This window comes from Loktanella salsilacus (assembly GCF_024206795.1).
Classification (GTDB): Bacteria; Pseudomonadota; Alphaproteobacteria; order Rhodobacterales; family Rhodobacteraceae; genus Loktanella; species Loktanella salsilacus.
This window is the reverse complement of sequence record NZ_CP072994.1, coordinates 565,499-582,811: the sequence shown is the minus strand read 5'-3', so window position 1 is coordinate 582,811 and position 17,313 is coordinate 565,499. Positions and strand designations below refer to the sequence as shown.

Below are 17,313 nucleotides of genomic sequence, written 5' to 3'. Positions count from 1 at the left end.
GATTTTAAAATATTCCAGCACAGGTGCTCCATGGAATGGCGGATTGGCATGCAGATCTAGGAAATCTTGTCTTTCAATCCGCGAGACATGAGTCTCTTTTAGTGTGTTCCAAGCGCCACAGTAGAACAAGAGGTTCCTATAAGCTTCCGGAATTTTAAGACAGCTATCGTCAGAACCGAAAACTATACAAGTACTTGAATTTTATATAAAAATGGTGCCCCCACACGGACTCGAACCGCGGACCTACTGATTACAAAGCAGTTGCCAATGCCACGTCAGCGGCTTCTTTCTTATCCCGAACACTACTTATGAAAAATGTCATGCTCTGGGGAGGTTCGAGCCCTTTCCGTGCCACGCTGAACGCGCTTACAGCAGCACTCTTTCAGTTCGCAACGAATTTTACGCGACATCAGGCTTCGACATTTAGTCGCAAACCAAACAAGAAAACGAAAACCATATCTACACAAAGAAATCGCAAAGCCACATCATGTTGATTTACACAGTGTTTTGGCCAAATCTTTACGTCGAATTGGCGGCAACTTTACTACGATTCACAAATAATCAGTGTGTCCAAACACCGCGCCGGAAGGTCGCGAAATTTTCACCGTAGCCGCCAGCGCGCACGTTGGCTTGGCGCGTTTGGGGTTCGGTCACGACAGCGTCGATACCGTGGTCGCGGGCGTAATCGACGGCCTCTTGCTTGGTGTCGAACTGCAGGCGCACTTGGCTTTGCGTATCGGTAGAGCTGGTCCAGCCCATCAGCGGATCGATCTCTCTTGCGCTGTCTTTCACGAAATCCAGAACCCAGACGTGAGTCTTGGCTGTGCCAGATGACATGGCGGTTTTAGCGGGGCGATAGATACGGGCCTGCATGGACTGTGCTCCTGTTGAACCGCCGCTGTTATCGGCAAAACCAGTGCCAAGGGCAAGAGGAACCCGCAGTCACATCGCCGCGTTGATCCCTCACAGACATTAACAAAGGCTGAACCCATGAAAATGCTTCCTCTTATTGCTGCGCTGAGCGTCCTGCCCGCCAGCGCATTTGCCGCAGCACATGCTGATATGACGCCGACGACCGCCGCCATTTCAGGCCCAGATGGTGCCGCTGGCACCGTCACCGTCACGCCCACAGAATCAAGCGCGGTGCTGGTTCAAATCGATCTGTCCGGCCTGCCTGCGGGCCAGCATGCGATCCATGTGCATGAAACCGGCGACTGTTCCGCCGCTGATTTCACCAGCGCTGGCGGTCACTTGGCGGACGGGCACGACCACGGCGTGATGGCCGCCAATGGTCCGCATCCGGGCGATATCCCCAACATCACCGTGGCAGAAGACGGCACGGCGAAGATGGAATTCTTTAACGCGATGTTGACGCCAGAGCTGATGAACGACGAAGACGGCTCTGCTTTCATCGTGCACGCCGGGACTGACGATTACGCCAGCCAGCCGTCGGGTGCCGCAGGCGACCGGATCGCCTGCGGTGTGTTTGGCGAATAACTTAAAACGCCCATTCGCCTTTGCGCATCACCGGGACGATGTCCCCCGTCCGGGTGATGCCATCGATATCGACATCGCCAGACCCGATCATCCAATCGACATGGATCAGCGACTGGTTCGCGCCCTTTTGCTTTAGCTCGTCCTCGCCCAGCTCTGATCCGCCAGCGACCGTATCCGCATAGGACTGGCCCAGCGCGATGTGGCAGGAGGCGTTTTCGTCGAACAGCGTGTTATAAAACAGCGTGCCTGACTGAGAGATCGGTGAGGAATGCGGCACCAGGGCGACTTCGCCAATACGGCTAGACCCATCATCAACGCCTAGCAAGTCGCGGAACACCGCCTCGCCGGCTGACGCGGTCGCATCCACAATCTTGCCCGCTTCGAACCGAACAGAGATGTCGCGGATCACTGTGCCTTGATAGGCCAGCGGCTTAGTCGCGGACACGGTGCCGTCGACCTTATAGGCGTGCGGGCAGGTAAAGACCTCCTCTGTCGGAATGTTGGGCTGGCACACAACGCCATTGAGCGCAGGCGATGCGCCGCCCTTCCAAATGTGACCTTCGGCCAGACCAAGGCGCAGGTCGGTACCGGGGCCAGTGTATTGTAGCGCTTCGAAGTTCTGCGCGTTCAGCCACTTCACGCGGGTTTTCAGCTCTGCCGTGTGGTCAGCCCAGTTCTGCACCGGGTCTGCGCCATCAAGGCGGGATGCGTCATAGATCGCGTCAAGCAATTTGGACTGCGCCTCTTGCACCGGAACATCGGGAAAGACGCGCGCGGCCCATGCGGCACCGGGAAAGGCGACGATGTTCCAGTTCACCTCGAACCCGACAATCGGGCCCATCGCGGGTTTGCCAGCGATGGACACAGCCTTGGACGCGCGGGCGACCTTGCCAGCGTCTTGGTCTGCCAGCAGCATCGGGTCGTCGCCGGTGATCGCCATGCGCGCAGCCCCGCCGTTATAGGCTTTACCCAGACCTTCGTAAAACCAGTCGGCGGCCCGGTCAAAGCTGGCGTCATCAGCGTTTTCATACCGCGCCAGCGTGATCGCATCATCGGTAAAGAACGGCAGCACCAGACCGGCCCCGGCCTTATAGGCGTGCACCGCAATCCGCTGCACCAGCGGCAGGGCAGACATGTTTGCGGTGATGATCAAGTCCTGCCCCTTTTGCAGGTTCACACCGGTACGCACGGCAACTTCGGCAAGACGGTCTAGTTTTTCAGGATCTAGGTGGGATGACATAATGTGTCCTTTTCAGATGTGCCCCATACCTACGCCCGCTATGCGTATCGTCAAGCAGCGCGCGCCTGCTGACGTATCCTGTCAGCAGTGCCCCTTGAACCGGGGCGCTTCGAGGTCAAATATAGCGCAGCCCCAAAGGATTCCGCATGGCCTACGCCCAAACCGACAAACGTGAAATTGCTGACGCTGCCTATCTGTCCAATCCCGCGCCCAATGTGCGCGACCGGGAAAAGATGGAAGGCGGGCGCGCCTTTGTGCTCAAAACCGAATTCGAACCTGCAGGCGACCAGCCCAAGGCAATTGTTGAACTCGCAGGCGGCTTGCGCGCCGGCGAGCGGGATCAGGTGCTGCTGGGGGCGACCGGCACGGGCAAGACATTTACCATGGCGAAACTGATCGAAGACACCCAGCGCCCAGCCATCATCCTTGCGCCGAACAAGACGCTGGCGGCGCAGCTTTACGGCGAATTCAAAGGCTTCTTTCCCGACAACGCCGTCGAATACTTCGTCAGCTACTACGACTATTACCAGCCCGAAGCCTATGTCGCGCGGTCGGATACCTATATCGAGAAGGAATCCCAGATCAACGAGCAGATCGACCGGATGCGCCACTCGGCCACGCGGGCACTGCTGGAACGCGACGATGTGATCATCGTGGCGTCCGTGTCTTGCATCTATGGCATCGGGTCTGTCGAAACCTACGGCGCGATGACGCAGGACATCCACGTCGGCAAATCCTACGACCAGCGCAAGATCATGGCCGACCTGATCGCGCAGCAGTACCGCCGCAACGATGCAGGCTTCCAGCGCGGCTGTTTCCGCGTGCGCGGCGATAGTCTGGAAATCTGGCCCGCCCACATGGATGACCGCGCATGGAAGCTGTCGTTCTTTGGCGAGGAACTAGAGGCGATCACCGAATTCGACCCCCTGACCGGAGAGCGCACGGATACCTTTCAGAAAATCCGCGTTTACGCCAACAGCCACTACGTCACGCCGAAACCCACGATGCAGCAGGCCGTCATCGGCATCAAAAAAGAGCTGCGGATGCGGCTGAACCAGCTTGTCGCCGACGGCAAACTGTTAGAGGCGCAACGTCTGGAACAGCGCACCAATTTCGATTTGGAAATGCTAGAGGCCACCGGCGTGTGCAACGGGATCGAGAACTATTCCCGCTATCTGACCGGCCGCGCCCCAGGAGAGCCGCCCCCCACCCTGTTCGAATTCATCCCCGACAATGCCATTGTTTTCGCTGACGAATCCCACGTCAGCGTTCCGCAAATCGGCGCGATGTATAAGGGTGACTTTAGGCGCAAGATGACGCTGGCGGAACATGGCTTCCGCCTGCCGTCCTGCATGGATAACCGCCCGCTGAAGTTCGAAGAATGGGACGCCATGCGCCCGCAATCCGTGTTCGTCAGCGCCACGCCAGCGGCGTGGGAGCTGGAGCAGACAGGCGGCGTCTTTACCGAACAAATCATCCGCCCCACCGGTCTGATCGACCCGCAGATCGAAATCCGCCCGGTCGAAATGCAGGTCGACGACCTGCTGGACGAGGTGCGCAAGGTCAACGCCGCAGGCTACCGCACGCTTGTCACGACCCTGACCAAACGCATGTCAGAAGACCTGACCGAATACATGCACGAACAGGGCATCCGCGTGCGCTACATGCACTCTGACATCGACACGATCGAACGGATCGAGATTTTGCGCGACCTGCGCCTTGGTGCATTCGACGTGCTGATCGGCATCAACCTGCTGCGCGAGGGTCTGGATATTCCCGAATGCGGCCTTGTCGCTATTCTAGACGCGGACAAAGAAGGCTTTTTGCGCTCTGAAACCTCGCTTGTGCAGACCATCGGCCGCGCCGCGCGGAACGCCGAAGGCCGCGTGATCATGTATGCCGACCGTATCACCGGCTCTATGGAACGGGCGATGCTGGAAACCGAACGCCGCCGCACGCGGCAGATGGCCTATAACGTCGAACACAACATCACGCCGATGACCGTGAAAAAGAACGTCGAGGATATCCTTGCCGGCCTCTACAAAGGCGACGTGGACATGAACCGCGTCACCGCCAAAGTGGAACGCCAAGGGTCAAACATGAAGGCCGTTCTGGAAGGTCTGCGCACCGATATGCGCAAAGCGGCCGAGAACCTAGAGTTCGAAGAAGCCGCCCGCCTGCGCGACGAGTTGAAGCGGCTTGAGGCGGTTGAACTGGCCATCGCCGACGACCCACTGGCGCGCCAGCAGGCCGTAGACAAAGCGGTCGAGGATTCGGCCAAAGCGTCAGGCCGATCCACCGGTGGCCGCGGCGGCATGCGCGGCGGCAAGTCCCGATATGGCGGCAAGAAGAAATAAATCCTAACGGCGGGGCGTGTCGGCACGTCCCGTCAGCGCCTTAAACAACACGACCAGCAGCACCGCGCCAATTATCCCCATCACCAAGATCGCAATCAGGCTTGCGCCGATGGCAGCCGTGACGCCCAGCAGCGCCAGCACAAAGGGCAGCGCGATTGCGCCAAGAATGCCTGCGATCACATAGGCGGCGCGGTTGCCGCCGGTAACAGCGGATGCAATCAACCCCGCCACAAGGCCGATGATCGCAAGGAATGTCAGCGCACCCCAGCCGACTACTTCGAAAAACGTCTCCATCACCGTCTCCATTTGTTAACCTTGATTTAGCATGATGGATGATGCGCAGCGGCGCAATGGGACCTGCCCCGCACCACCTTATGTGCAACGGTGGGAACCTAGCCCCGCCGGGAGGGCGCGTCGTTCGCAACGACAAGGTGGCCGATCGATCCCGATCGGCTCCACCATTTTGCACCATCTATGAACTATATATTTTGCATGCGGGATCGCGCCCTACTTGCACGCCTCAAAATTCACGCCACTTACAGTTTTGTAACACTTTACCCAAGGACACCGGCCATGCGCCTTTTGTTGATCTCTGCTGCCCTGACCGCCTTTGCGCTGCCCGCGCTTGCGGATGATACCACCGGCACCGTTGTCGCCTATGACCGCGTGTCCCATGTGATCGTGCTGGACGACCGGTCCATCTGGGAAGTCCCCGCTGACTTCGCCCTGCCGACGGATCTGATCGCCGGTGATCGCATCCTGATCGACTACCAAAGCAATGGCGACAACGGCGTCGGCAAATTCCTCAGCATCACCCGCGTCGAAGGCTAAAGCTGCACCATGGGGGTGCCCTGCTGCCAGCGCCCCTTGACCAAAAAGCCGCGGTTTCCGATTTGCGGGAACTGCGGCCGCCACTCCATAAATCGATCATTAGTGACAACTCGCAGCCCCGCCTTGATCGCATGTTCTAGCAGCACAGGATCGGCAGGGACGCCGGCGTCGACGACGGTCACGCGCTTTTCAGGCAGGCCCAGCATCGCCGCCATGGCGCGATCGCCCAGATACTGCCCTTTCAGTTTATACCCAACATTGGCGTCGAAATAGACATGAGGGCGCTCTCCGCTTTGGACCAGCTTGGCGATGACGCGGGTCAGAACCATATGCGACGCTTCGCCGTTCCAATGCATCACGTTTGATCCGTCCACGATCAAGGTTGCCGGACGGGCCTGTGCGCGTGGCGCTGGCCGCGTCGGCCGCCGCGGCCTGACCCGCCCCCGCTGCCGGGCAGGCCCGCGCTGCACCAGCAACGACAGCCCGTCCCACAACAGACCCAGCGCCAAAACGATCAACGTCGCCACGCCAAGCGCGCGCAATGCGGCAGGATCCATCCCCGCCAGCGCGGCCAGCACGAACAGCGCGCCCAGCGCCCCTGCGACATTCAACATGATCTTCGCCTTAGCCCTTTTGCGCAGCGCCGCCGCCACAAGGGCGGCATCCGGCGATCACGCAAACGTCAAAACCTACGGTTGTGGTATCAGTGCTTTGACATCCCAAAGCAACCGCGATCCTACGTATCCCCCGCGCAATGGGGCAAAGCGCCAACCCGCGTGTCGCGGACAGACTGCGAACTGTCGCGGTCCTTGCTGCAATTTTAACCATTTGGTCACATTCTCTTGCAAATGATCGGGCCTGATCTCAAGATTGGGCTTGCCATCGCATTGCACCAGCTTACCGGAACCCAGCCATGAACCAGCACGCCTTGTCGAACGATCCCGCCGCAATCATCTCTGCCGACAAGGCCCATGTCTGGCACCATTTGGTGCAGCACAAACCTTTTGAAACCGTTGATCCGCGCATCATGGTCGAAGGCAAAGGCCTGCGCGTCTGGGACATCACAGGGCGCGAGCATCTGGACGCGGTGTCCGGCGCGGTCTGGACAGTGAACGTCGGCTACGGGCGCAAGCGGATCGCTGATGCGATGGCCGCCCAACTGACCAAGCTGAACTTTTATGCCGGTGCCGCTGGCAACATCCCTGCCGCACAGTTTGCCGAAATGCTCACCGCCAAAATGCCGGGGCTGGACCGCGTCTACTATGCCAACTCCGGGTCCGAGGCGAACGAGAAAGCCTTTAAGATGGTGCGCCAGATTGCGCACAAGCACCACGGCGGGCGCAAATACAAGATCCTGTACCGCGAGCGGGATTACCACGGCACCACCATCGCCAACCTGTCCGCCGGCGGTCAGGAAGAGCGGAATGCGCAATACGGCCCCTTCACGCCCGGCTTTATCATGGTGCCGCATTGCCTTGAATACCGCCGCCAAGACGGATTAACCGACGCCGATTACGGCCGCCGCGCTGCCGTCGCGATTGAAGAGGTCATCCTGCGCGAAGGCCCCGACACCGTCGGTGCGCTGTGCCTAGAGCCGATCACCGCAGGCGGCGGCATCATCACCCCGCCGCAGGGCTATTGGGATCGCGTGCAGGAAATCTGCAAAAAATACGACATCCTGCTGCACATCGACGAAGTCGTCTGCGGCCTTGGCCGGACCGGCACATGGTTCGGCTACCAGCACTACGGCGTGCAGCCCGACATCGTGACGATGGCCAAAGGCGTTGCCTCTGGCTATGCGGCGATTTCGTGCTGCGTGACGACGAATGCGGTCTTCGAACAGTTCAAGGACGACACGGACCACCTGTCCTATTTCCGCGACATCTCGACCTTCGGCGGCTGCACCGCAGGCCCGACAGCCGCGATCGAAAACATGGCGATCATCGAAGAAGAGGGTCTACTGGAAAACTCCACCACCATGGGTGCCCACCTGCTGAGCAATCTACATGCGCTGATGGACAAACACGCCGTCATCGGCGACGTGCGCGGCCAAGGCTTGTTCGCCGGGGCGGAACTGGTGACAAACCGTGGCACCAAGGATCCGCTGAACGAAAAGCAAGTCGGCGCCATCGTCGCAGACTGCATGGGGCAAGGCGTGATCATCGGTGCAACCAACCGCTCTGTCCCCGGCTTTAACAACACCCTGCTGTTCGCCCCCGCCTTGATCGCGACGAAAGATGACATCGACGAAATCACCGGTGCCGTCGACAAGGCCCTGACCCGCGTCCTCGGGTAAGGGTCCGTCCTTCTTCTGGTCAAAAATATCTCGGGTTTTAGGGCAGAGCCCTAACCCGATTTTTCGCCGAAAAATCGGGTCGCCCCCCGGATGTTAGGCCGTGAAATATGCCTTTTGACCTCGCCCCAGCCGCAGCGGCCTTTCTGGCATGCGCCCTGCTTGGGGCGGCGATCATACGCGGCTACACAGGCTTTGGCTTTTCCGCGATTTTCATTGCCTGCGCGAGCCTTGTCACAAACCCGCTGCCTTTGATCCCGGTCGTCTTCATGGCAGAAATTGCCATGACATCCCTGCAAGCACGGGGCATGCGGGGGCACATTGACTGGCACCGCGCGGGCGCGTTGCTGGCGGGGGCGGCGTTGGCCCTGCCCGCCGCGATCTGGGTCATGTTGCAACTACCCGCGCCAACGGTCCAACTGTTGATCAGCGCCATCATCGGGGTTCTGTCTCTCGTCATGCTCAGCGGCTGGACGCTCCAGCAGCCCTTAGGCCGCATGGGTCACGTCCTCACGGGCATAGTTGCAGGCAGCGCGAATGCAGCAGGTGTCGGCGGGTTGCCCGTTGCCGCCTGCCTTGGGGCGCAGCCGATCCCCGCCGCAACTTTTCGCGCGACTATGATCGTGTTTCTGACCGGCCTTGATCTGATGACCCTGCCCCTGCTGGGGCTTGGCGGCCAGATCACCACGGACACCTTTGCCGCAGCCTTGATCGCGACGCCCTTTCTTGCCGCTGGTATCCTGCTTGGCAATCGCCGCTTTGCCGCAGCGCCGCCCGCCACCTTTCGCCGCTTTGCCACGTGGTTGCTGCTTTGCCTGTCAGTGCTTGGTGTTCTGCGCAGCTTGACCTGATTGATACGGCCCGCTCTGCGCGGTTTTACGTCGGTATTCTTGCCCCTTGCGCCGCAAACCGCTGCAGAGATTACCAAATTGATACACTGGTCATTGCGCCTGTCATCATGAACAATACCCGCACCATCAGCGCCGCGACCCGCAAGGGGGGCTGGTCCATGACGGACCGGGCAGGGTCACAGCAGCCAATGCGACAGGAGGGGCCCGTTTGCACATGATCCGCACGTCGACCAAGCCGCAACCTTGCGCCGATCCGGCACGAAAGGCGAACCCATGACCGACCCTGTGCTCGACCTGTCCAAGCCCATCGGCACCGAAATCCGCAAAACCACTTGCTATATGTGCGCCTGTCGTTGCGGCATCGACGTGCATATGAAGGACGGCCCTGACGGCAAAAAACGCGCCGCCTATATCGAAGGCAACCGCGACCACCCGCTGAACAAAGGCGTGCTCTGTGCAAAGGGCTCTGCGGGCATCATGCAGCACAATGCGCCGTCCCGCCTGCGGGCACCGATGAAACGCACTGGCCCGCGCGGGTCGGGGGAATACGAAGAAATCACCTGGGACGAGGCGCTGGAGCTCGCGACGTCTTGGCTCAAGCCACTGCGCGAAACAGCGCCGGAAAAGCTGGCGTTCTTTACCGGGCGCGATCAGTCGCAAAGCTTTACCTCGCTTTGGGCGCAGGGCTTTGGCACGCCGAACTACGCCGCCCACGGCGGCTTTTGCAGCGTGAACATGGCGGCGGCGGGCATCTATACGATGGGCGGCGCGTTCTGGGAATTTGGCCAGCCGGATTGGGACCATACCAAGCTGTTCCTGCTGTTCGGCGTGGCCGAAGACCACGACAGCAACCCGATCAAGATGGGGATCGGCAAGCTGAAGGCGCGGGGCGCGCGCATCGTCGGCGTGAACCCGATCCGGACCGGTTATAACGCTGTCGCAGACGATTGGTTCGGCGTGACCCCGGGCAATGACGGGCTGCTGATCCTATCGCTAATTCACTGCCTGATGACCGCAGCCCAGATCGACACCGACTATCTGGCGCGCTTCACCAATGCCTCTGTCCTGGTGAACCAAGACCCCAAATCGCCAGACTATGGCCTGTTCATCCGCGATGACGAACTACGCCCGCAAGTGATCGATCGCCGCACCGGCAAGCTGGCCCCATGGAACGGGGTTGGTGTCGAACCCAGCCTGACTGGCACATGGCGCAACGCGGGTTTCACCCACCGCAGCGTGTTTCACCTGATGGCCGACCGTTATACCGACCCGGTCCATGCGCCCGAAAACGTGGCGGACCGCGTCGGCATCCCCGCGTCCCGCATCCGCCAGCTGGCCGCCGATATGGCCGACGTCGCCTTCAATCAGCCCGTCATTCTGGACCAGCCTTGGACCGATTTCCGCGGCAAAAAGCACGACCAAATGATTGGCCGCCCCGTCAGCGTCCACGCCATGCGCGGCATCAGCGCCCATTCCAACGGCTTTCAGACCTGCCGCGCCCTGCATACGCTGCAGATCATCCTCGGCGCGGTGGAAACCCCCGGCGGCATGCGCTTTAAACCGCCCTACCCCAAGCCCGCGACGGCTCACCCCAAACCGCATTGCAAAGTTGTCCCCGGTCAGCCGCTGAACGGCCCCCACCTTGGCTATCCCCAAGGGCCAGAGGATCTGTGCTTGACCGACGCTGGCGATCCAGCCCGCATCGACAAGGCCTTCACCTGGGAAAACCCCATGTCCGCCCATGGCCTGATGCACATGGTCATCAGCAATGCCCACGCCGGCGATCCCTATAAAATCGACACGCTATTTATGTATATGGCGAATATGTCTTGGAATTCGTCGATGAACACGCGCGGCGTGATCGATATGCTGACCGACCAAACCGAGGACGGCGACTATGTCATCCCGCGGATCATCTATTCCGACGCCTATGCGTCTGAGATGGTGGCCTACGCCGACCTGATTTTGCCCGATACAACCTATCTGGAGCGTCACGACTGCATTTCCCTGCTCGACCGCCCAATCTGCGAGGCGGACGCCGTCGCTGACGCGATCCGCTGGCCCGTGGTCGCACCGGACCGTGACGTGCGCGCCTTTCAATCCGTGCTCTGCGATCTGGGTGCGCGGCTGGACTTGCCCGGTTTCGTGAACGCCGACGGCAGCGCCAAATACGCCGACTACGCCGATTACATCACCCACCACCTGCGCCGCCCCGGCATCGGCCCACTGGCGGGCTGGCGCATAGGCGACAACGGATTGCAAGGCGGGCGCGGTGAGCCGAACGACAACCAGCTGAACGAATACATCGCCAACGGCGGCTTCTGGACCAGCCATATCCCGGCAGAGGCAGCATACTACAAACCCTTCAACCGCGCCTATCAGGACTGGGCGGTAACCATGGGTCTGTATGACGCGCCGCAGCCCTATATCTTTCAGCTTTACGTCGAACCGATGCGCCGCTTTCAGCTCGCCGCCGAAGGGCACGGTTTGCGCCAGCCCCCCGACCACCTGCGCGGCCAGATCAAAGTCACCATGGATCCCCTGCCGATCTGGTATCCCCCGTTCGAGGATGGCCATATCGACCCCGCCGAATACGACCTGCACGCCCTGACCCAGCGGCCCATGGCGATGTATCACAGCTGGGGCGGCCAGAATGCGTGGCTGCGGCAAATTCACGGGCATAACCCGCTTTATGTACCGACGAAAATCTGGACCAAGCACGGCTTCAAGGACGGCGACTGGGCCCGCGTAACCTCTGCCCACGGGTCGATCACCGTGCCTGTCGCGCTACAGGAATCCCTGAACGAAAACACAGTCTGGACGTGGAACGCCATTGGCAAACGCAAGGGCGCTTGGGCGCTGGACAAGGACGCGCCGGAGGCAACAAAAGGCTTCCTGCTAAACCACCTAATCCACGAGCTGCTGCCGCCCAAAGGCGACGGTCTGCGCTGGTCCAATTCCGACCCGATTACCGGCCAGGCCGCGTGGTTCGACCTACGCGTCAAAATCGAAAAATCCGGCGCACCGCAAGAATCGCAACCGATCCTACCGCCCATCGCGTCCCCGCTTCCGCAGGCACCGCGCAGCCTGCGCTGGAAGGTTGGCAAAGCATGATCGCTCTTTCGCACCGCCCCGCCCTCCTTCTTCTGGTCAGAAATACCTCGGGGGGAGTCCGCAGGACGGGGGGCTGGCCCCCCCGATTTTTCACCGAAAAATCACCCTTCCGCAAAGGCTGCACCAAATGACAACCTTGCCGCCGCCCTCTGCCGTAAAGCTCGGCCTTGTGATCGACCTTGATACCTGCGTTGGCTGTCATGCCTGCGTCGTGGCCTGCAAAGCGTGGAACACGCAAAGCGATCTGGGCGCGCCGCTCTCGGACCAAGACCCTTACGGCGCGGACCCCAGCGGCACATTCCTGAACCGCGTGCACAGCTACGAGGTGACCCCCCAGGACCGCCCGACGCAGCAAGTCCACTTTCCCAAATCCTGCCTGCACTGCGACGACGCGCCCTGCGTTACCGTTTGCCCCACGGGTGCCAGCTATAAGCGGCAGGCCGACGGCATCGTCTTGGTGAACGAGGACGCCTGCATCGGCTGCGGGCTGTGCGCTTGGGCCTGTCCTTATGGCGCGCGGGAAATGGACCCGGCGGCGGGGGTGATGAAGAAATGCACGCTTTGCGTCGATCGCATCTATAACGAGGCCCTGCCAGAGGTCGACCGCACCCCCGCATGTGTGCGGACCTGCCCCGCAGGCGCGCGGCACTTTGGTGATCTGGGCGATGCGGACTCGGACGTCAGCAAGCTGGTGGCCGAACGCGGCGGCTTTGATCTGATGCCAGAGATGGGGACCAAGCCCGTGAACAAATATCTGCCGCCGCGGCCCCGCGACGCCGATCAAATCAATATCCTTGCGCCCTTGCTGGCCCCCGTGGCCAGCGACAGCAAAGGGCTGATTGCGTGGCTGGACAAGGCGTTGTCCAAGCTGCCGGGGGGACATGCCTGATGCATCCGGCACCCTCCGTCATTTTATTCACGACGTTTTCCGGGCTCGGGTTCGGCCTGCTGTTCTGGCTTGGCCTTGGCCAACCCGCCCCCACCGGCTGGGTCGCCTTTGCGTTTTTTGCGCTGGCCTATGCCATGGCGGTCGGCGGGCTTTTGGCATCGACATTCCACCTTGGCCATCCAGAACGCGCCTATTTGGCAGTCACCCAGTGGCGCACCAGCTGGCTGTCACGCGAAGCGATCGCGGCGATTGCGACGCTGCTCACAGGCGGGGTGTTCGCCTTGCTGCGGATCTGGGACATCTCGGCCGCGCCCTTGGGATGGCTGGTATCGCTGGGTTGCCTTGCCACCGTTTTCACCACCGCGATGATCTATACCCAAATGCGCACCGTGCCGCGCTGGCGGCACTGGACGACGCCTTCGCTGTTTCTGGCGCTGTCGCTGGCGGGCGGGGCCATCTTGGCCAATCGCGGCAGTGCCGCGCTGGTCCTGCTGGCCTTGGCCGCCGTCTTGCAACTGGTTGCGTGGATCACGGGCGATACGCGCTTGCAGCAGTCTGGCACGACATTGGGCACGGCCACCGGGCTGGGTGACATCGGCCGCGTGCGCGCATTCCTGCCGCCGCACTCGGGGTCAAACTATCTGCTACGGGAATTTGTTTATGTTGTCGGCCGCCGCCATGCGCTGCAGCTGCGCGCCATCGGGCTAATTCTGGCGTTTGGCGTGCCGATCCCGCTGATTGCGGCCGGGCTTGGGCATATCACAGCGCTGGTCGCCGTACTGGCCCATATCGCCGGTGTGCTCTGCCTGCGCTGGCTGTTTTTCGCACAGGCCGAACATGTGGTCGGCCTGTACTATGGAAAGCGATAGCGGCGGGGCGGTCCGATTTTTCGGCGAAAAATCGGGTTGGGGCGCTGCCCCAAACCCCGAGGTATTTTTGACCAGAAGAAGGGTGGACCTTACGTTCTGATGCGCGCTTCGGTCTTTGCGTCAAACAGGTAGACACGGTTTGCGTCGATGGTGATGCCAACGCGGTCGCCGAGACGCGAGCGGTGGTCGCCGCGTTCCTCAATGACGATCCGCTCTCCGGTGTCGCCCAGAAGATAGACGTAGGACACGCCGCCAAGGCTTTCGGTCAAGTCGACCGTGTGCGTGTCGCCGTCCGAATCCACGACAAGGTGCTCTGCCCGCATACCGACGGTGAAAGGGCCACTATGCGATGTGACGCCAAGGTCGAAGTGTGCCTTCATCCCCGGGACTGCGACCGTGCCATTCGCGATTTCGCCAGCCATAAAGTTCATCGCGGGGCTGCCGATAAAGCCGGCGACGAATTTGTTGTCTGGGTCGCGGTACAGGTCCATCGGTGCGCCGACCTGTTCGATCACGCCTTTGCGCAGCACGACGATTTTATCAGCCAGCGTCATCGCCTCGACTTGGTCGTGGGTAACATAGATCATCGTCGCGCCGATTTCCTTGTGAAGGCGGGCGATTTCGACGCGCATCTCGACGCGCAGTTCAGCGTCAAGGTTCGATAGCGGCTCGTCGAACAAGAACACCTCTGGCCCGCGCACGATGGCGCGGCCGATACTGACACGCTGGCGCTGACCGCCGGACAGGGCGGCGGGCTTACGGCTGAGGTATTCATCCAGCTTTAGGATCCGCGATGCCTCTGCCACCTTGGCAGCGATTTCCGCCTTGGGGTGGCCGTTCATTTTAAGGCCGAACCCCATGTTATCCTGCACGGTCATATGCGGGTAAAGCGCGTAGGTTTGGAACACCATGGCCACGCCGCGGTCGGACGGATCAAGGCGCGTCACGTCCCGCGCGCCGATGTTGATCTGGCCTGCGGTCGTTTCCTCTAGCCCTGCGATCATGCGCAGCAGGGTGGATTTGCCGCAGCCTGACGGGCCGACAAAGACGCAGAATTCGCCGTGTTCAACTTCTAGATCGATCCCGTGAACGACCTGGATGTCGCCATATTTCTTGATCGTATTCTTAAGCGTTACGCCCGACATGAATTATTCCCACGCGAGTTTCAGTGTGTGTGTCCCGTGATCGGGAAAGCTCCATTTCGCCGCGTCCTGCGCGATGGCATCGGCCGCGTCGCGCACTTTGGGAGCCAGTGTTTCCAGCCCCTTTAAATCGGTACGCGCTGTCGTGCTGGTGACGGACACCGCCCCCAGCACCCGGCCTGACGGCGTCAGAATTGGCATGGCGATGCAGATGATCCCCGGCTCGTGTTCTTCGCGGTCAAAGGCATATCCGCGTGCCCGGATCGCCTGCAGTTCCTGCCGCAAGGCGGCGGGCGTTGTCAGGGTGCCGGGCTGAAATCTGTGGAACGACTGCTGCGCGATGATGTCATCCGCCTGCGCGTCATCGGTAAAGGCCAGCATCGCTTTGCCAACGCCCGTGCAATAGACGGGTCCAACCTTGCCCGCCTGAGAGAAAATCTCGACCGGGTGGGCGGCGTTGCGTTTATCTAAATACAGCACCTGCGCATGATCTAGCTGCGCCAGATGCACAGTTTCGCTGGTGGCAACGGACAGCCGCAACAAATGCGGGCTGGCGACTTGCACAAGGCTTGATTGTGCCCAAGCGGCATGGGCCAGCCGCACCAGCCGCGCACCGGGGGCATAGGTTTGCCGGTCCAGATTATAGGACAGCATATTCTGGCTCACGAGGGTTTGTAGAAGGCGATACAGCGTTGGCTTTGGATAGGCGCTATCCGCCAGTACCTCAGAAAATCGTACCGGGCGGCCAAAGCTGGCCACCTGATCTAACACCTCTAGTGCTTTGCCGACTGTGCCATCGCCGCTGCCGCTGCCTGCCATATCCATCCCTATCCCTCACCCGAATGCTGCGCTGCCGCGTAACGGGTGTGTTGACAAGCCTAGGGGATTCGCGATTAAGTATCAATACCCAAAACCAAGTTTCAAATAATGAAACCATTGGACGCTAATTTAGGGAGGAAACCAAATGTTGCGCAAACCACTCACCGCCGGTCTGGCACTTTCGATCGCTCTGCTTGCTGGCACATCTGCCATCGCCCAGCAGCGCGTGCTGACGTTCAACACCGACACGTCTGACCCCGCACCAAAAGCCGCCTTTGAAGCGCTGATCGCTGATTTCGAGGCCGAGTATCCCGACATCGACGTGCAGGTGAACCTGTTCGACCACGAGGGTTACAAGACTGCGATCCGTAACTTCCTGACCGCTGACAGCCCGGACCTTGCCAACTGGTACGCCGGCAACCGCATGAAGCCTTTCGTTGACGCAGGCCAGTTCATGGATGTGTCCGACGTTTGGGCCGACAATGGCCTGAACGAACAGCTGGCCTCTGCCGCGTCGTCCATGACCATCGACGACAAGCAGTGGGGCGTGCCCTATACCTACTACCAGTGGGGCATGTATTATAACAAAGCCCTGTACGAGCAGGTCGGCGCAAAGGTTCCAGAAACCTATGACGCGTTCGTCGAGAACTGCAAATTGTTCAAAGACGCAGGCATCGACTGCTTGACCACTGGCACATCCGCGATGTGGCCCGGCGCTGGTATCTTTGACTATTTCAACCTGCGCACCAACGGCTACGACTTCCACATGCAGTTGACGGGCGGCGAGATCCCGTGGACGGACGAGCGTGTGCGCGAAACCTTTGCGCAGTGGAACCGTCTGGTCGAGCCGGGCTATATCACTGCCAACGCAGCTGCCATCGACTGGCAGGACGCTGCGGCCCTGATGAGCCAAGGTAAGGCTGCGAACTATGTCATGGGCAACTTTGCCGTGGCCACGTTCAAAGACGGCGGCATGACCGACGATACGCTGGGCTTCTTCCCGTTCCCAACGATCAACCCTGACGTCGCCCGCGCCGAAGACGCGCCGACTGACACGGTCCACATCCCTGCCGGTGCGAAGAACCCAGAAGACGCCAAGACCTTCCTTGCGTTTCTGGCCCGCGCCGATGTGCAGACCAAGCTGAACGCCGCCCTTGGCCAGCTGCCCGTCAACAACGAGTCCACCGTGGACGAAGCTGACCCCTTCCTGTCCCAAGGCTTCGAGATGCTGTCGACGGCATCTGGTCTGGCGCAGTTCTTTGACCGTGACGCGCCTGCCGAAATGGCCGCATCGGGCATGGAAGGCTTCCAAGAGTTCATGGCGTACCCAGACAATCTGGAAGACATCCTGACCCGTCTGGAATCCGATCGTCAGCGTATCTACGCAAAGTAAAACTTGATGGCGGCCCCT

General features: G+C 60.5%; 15 protein-coding genes. 9 read left to right on the top strand and 6 right to left on the bottom strand.

Going from position 1 to position 17,313, the window contains the following annotated elements:
- Nucleotides 1-561: 561 nt before the first annotated feature.
- A complete protein-coding gene (locus KBW81_RS02965) occupies nt 562-873 on the bottom strand; it encodes an ETC complex I subunit (protein WP_090190802.1) in 312 nt (103 codons plus the stop codon).
- Between the two features lie 117 nt (nt 874-990).
- On the opposite strand from KBW81_RS02965, the gene KBW81_RS02960 reads away from it, so the two are divergent.
- Nucleotides 991-1,497: a superoxide dismutase family protein gene (locus KBW81_RS02960; RefSeq protein ID WP_254248268.1), complete on the top strand. Its 507-nt coding sequence runs from the start codon at nt 991-993 to the stop codon at nt 1,495-1,497.
- Between the two features lies 1 nt (nt 1,498).
- Here the strand turns inward: KBW81_RS02960 and KBW81_RS02955 are convergent, their stop codons facing one another.
- Nucleotides 1,499-2,737, bottom strand: a complete 1,239-nt coding sequence (locus tag KBW81_RS02955) for an aminopeptidase (RefSeq protein WP_254248267.1) — start codon at nt 2,735-2,737, stop codon at nt 1,499-1,501.
- A gap of 146 nt (nt 2,738-2,883) precedes the next feature.
- Between KBW81_RS02955 and uvrB the strand changes: the two genes are divergently transcribed.
- Nucleotides 2,884-5,094 carry an excinuclease ABC subunit UvrB gene (uvrB, locus tag KBW81_RS02950; RefSeq protein ID WP_302059299.1) on the top strand — a complete coding sequence of 737 codons (2,211 nt, stop codon included), beginning with the start codon at nt 2,884-2,886 and terminating at the stop codon, nt 5,092-5,094.
- A 3-nt stretch (nt 5,095-5,097) separates the two neighbouring features.
- Here uvrB and KBW81_RS02945 read toward each other — a convergent pair whose 3' ends face one another.
- Nucleotides 5,098-5,400: a GlsB/YeaQ/YmgE family stress response membrane protein gene (locus KBW81_RS02945; protein ID WP_254248266.1), complete on the bottom strand. Its 303-nt coding sequence runs from the start codon at nt 5,398-5,400 to the stop codon at nt 5,098-5,100.
- Between the two features lie 267 nt (nt 5,401-5,667).
- Between KBW81_RS02945 and KBW81_RS02940 the strand changes: the two genes are divergently transcribed.
- Nucleotides 5,668-5,925, top strand: a complete 258-nt coding sequence (locus tag KBW81_RS02940) for a hypothetical protein (protein WP_090190810.1) — start codon at nt 5,668-5,670, stop codon at nt 5,923-5,925.
- On the opposite strand, the gene KBW81_RS02935 is transcribed toward KBW81_RS02940, so the two are convergent.
- Nucleotides 5,922-6,539, bottom strand: coding sequence for a PIN domain-containing protein (locus tag KBW81_RS02935; RefSeq protein WP_254248265.1), 618 nt, complete (start codon nt 6,537-6,539; stop codon nt 5,922-5,924). The genes KBW81_RS02940 and KBW81_RS02935 overlap by 4 nt on opposite strands.
- Nucleotides 6,540-6,838: 299 nt before the next feature.
- Between KBW81_RS02935 and KBW81_RS02930 the strand changes: the two genes are divergently transcribed.
- The 5 genes from KBW81_RS02930 (at nt 6,839) to KBW81_RS02910 (ending at nt 13,941) form a co-directional block, all read left to right on the top strand.
- Nucleotides 6,839-8,221, top strand: coding sequence for an aminotransferase family protein (locus KBW81_RS02930; RefSeq protein ID WP_254248264.1), 1,383 nt, complete (start codon nt 6,839-6,841; stop codon nt 8,219-8,221).
- Nucleotides 8,222-8,328: 107 nt separating this feature from the next.
- Nucleotides 8,329-9,069 carry a TSUP family transporter gene (locus KBW81_RS02925; protein WP_090190814.1) on the top strand — a complete coding sequence of 247 codons (741 nt, stop codon included), beginning with the start codon at nt 8,329-8,331 and terminating at the stop codon, nt 9,067-9,069.
- Nucleotides 9,070-9,342: 273 nt separating this feature from the next.
- Nucleotides 9,343-12,183 carry a molybdopterin oxidoreductase family protein gene (locus KBW81_RS02920; protein ID WP_254248263.1) on the top strand — a complete coding sequence of 947 codons (2,841 nt, stop codon included), beginning with the start codon at nt 9,343-9,345 and terminating at the stop codon, nt 12,181-12,183.
- A 127-nt stretch (nt 12,184-12,310) separates the two neighbouring features.
- Complete coding sequence (locus tag KBW81_RS02915) at nt 12,311-13,072, top strand: 4Fe-4S dicluster domain-containing protein (RefSeq protein ID WP_254248262.1); 762 nt, start codon at nt 12,311-12,313, stop codon at nt 13,070-13,072.
- Nucleotides 13,072-13,941, top strand: coding sequence for a dimethyl sulfoxide reductase anchor subunit family protein (locus KBW81_RS02910; protein WP_254248261.1), 870 nt, complete (start codon nt 13,072-13,074; stop codon nt 13,939-13,941). Before KBW81_RS02915 ends, KBW81_RS02910 begins: the two co-directional genes overlap by 1 nt.
- Nucleotides 13,942-14,030: 89 nt before the next feature.
- Here the strand turns inward: KBW81_RS02910 and KBW81_RS02905 are convergent, their stop codons facing one another.
- Nucleotides 14,031-15,086 (bottom strand): ABC transporter ATP-binding protein, encoded by a 1,056-nt coding sequence (locus KBW81_RS02905; protein WP_254248260.1) that lies wholly within the window; start codon nt 15,084-15,086, stop codon nt 14,031-14,033.
- A 3-nt stretch (nt 15,087-15,089) separates the two neighbouring features.
- Nucleotides 15,090-15,902 (bottom strand): IclR family transcriptional regulator, encoded by an 813-nt coding sequence (locus tag KBW81_RS02900; RefSeq protein WP_254248992.1) that lies wholly within the window; start codon nt 15,900-15,902, stop codon nt 15,090-15,092.
- Nucleotides 15,903-16,047: 145 nt separating this feature from the next.
- On the opposite strand from KBW81_RS02900, the gene KBW81_RS02895 reads away from it, so the two are divergent.
- The gene (locus KBW81_RS02895; protein ID WP_254248259.1) at nt 16,048-17,295 is read left to right on the top strand and encodes an ABC transporter substrate-binding protein; all 1,248 of its coding nucleotides are present in this window, start codon (nt 16,048-16,050) and stop codon (nt 17,293-17,295) included.
- Nucleotides 17,296-17,313: the final 18 nt, after the last annotated feature.

Bases quoted from the DNA above. Each gene is read 5' to 3' on its own strand.
- KBW81_RS02935 (WP_254248265.1), bottom strand. From the start codon at position 6,539: ATGTTGAATGTCGCAGGGGCGCTGGGCGCGCTGTTCGTGCTGGCCGCG.
- KBW81_RS02895 (WP_254248259.1), top strand. From the start codon at position 16,048: ATGTTGCGCAAACCACTCACCGCCGGTCTGGCACTTTCGATCGCTCTG.
- KBW81_RS02925 (WP_090190814.1), top strand. From the start codon at position 8,329: ATGCCTTTTGACCTCGCCCCAGCCGCAGCGGCCTTTCTGGCATGCGCC.
- KBW81_RS02910 (WP_254248261.1), top strand. From the start codon at position 13,072: ATGCATCCGGCACCCTCCGTCATTTTATTCACGACGTTTTCCGGGCTC.
- KBW81_RS02900 (WP_254248992.1), bottom strand. From the start codon at position 15,902: ATGGCAGGCAGCGGCAGCGGCGATGGCACAGTCGGCAAAGCACTAGAG.
- KBW81_RS02960 (WP_254248268.1), top strand. From the start codon at position 991: ATGAAAATGCTTCCTCTTATTGCTGCGCTGAGCGTCCTGCCCGCCAGC.
- uvrB (WP_302059299.1), top strand. From the start codon at position 2,884: ATGGCCTACGCCCAAACCGACAAACGTGAAATTGCTGACGCTGCCTAT.
- KBW81_RS02945 (WP_254248266.1), bottom strand. From the start codon at position 5,400: ATGGAGACGGTGATGGAGACGTTTTTCGAAGTAGTCGGCTGGGGTGCG.
- KBW81_RS02920 (WP_254248263.1), top strand. From the start codon at position 9,343: ATGACCGACCCTGTGCTCGACCTGTCCAAGCCCATCGGCACCGAAATC.
- KBW81_RS02930 (WP_254248264.1), top strand. From the start codon at position 6,839: ATGAACCAGCACGCCTTGTCGAACGATCCCGCCGCAATCATCTCTGCC.
- KBW81_RS02965 (WP_090190802.1), bottom strand. From the start codon at position 873: ATGCAGGCCCGTATCTATCGCCCCGCTAAAACCGCCATGTCATCTGGC.
- KBW81_RS02955 (WP_254248267.1), bottom strand. From the start codon at position 2,737: ATGTCATCCCACCTAGATCCTGAAAAACTAGACCGTCTTGCCGAAGTT.
- KBW81_RS02940 (WP_090190810.1), top strand. From the start codon at position 5,668: ATGCGCCTTTTGTTGATCTCTGCTGCCCTGACCGCCTTTGCGCTGCCC.
- KBW81_RS02905 (WP_254248260.1), bottom strand. From the start codon at position 15,086: ATGTCGGGCGTAACGCTTAAGAATACGATCAAGAAATATGGCGACATC.
- KBW81_RS02915 (WP_254248262.1), top strand. From the start codon at position 12,311: ATGACAACCTTGCCGCCGCCCTCTGCCGTAAAGCTCGGCCTTGTGATC.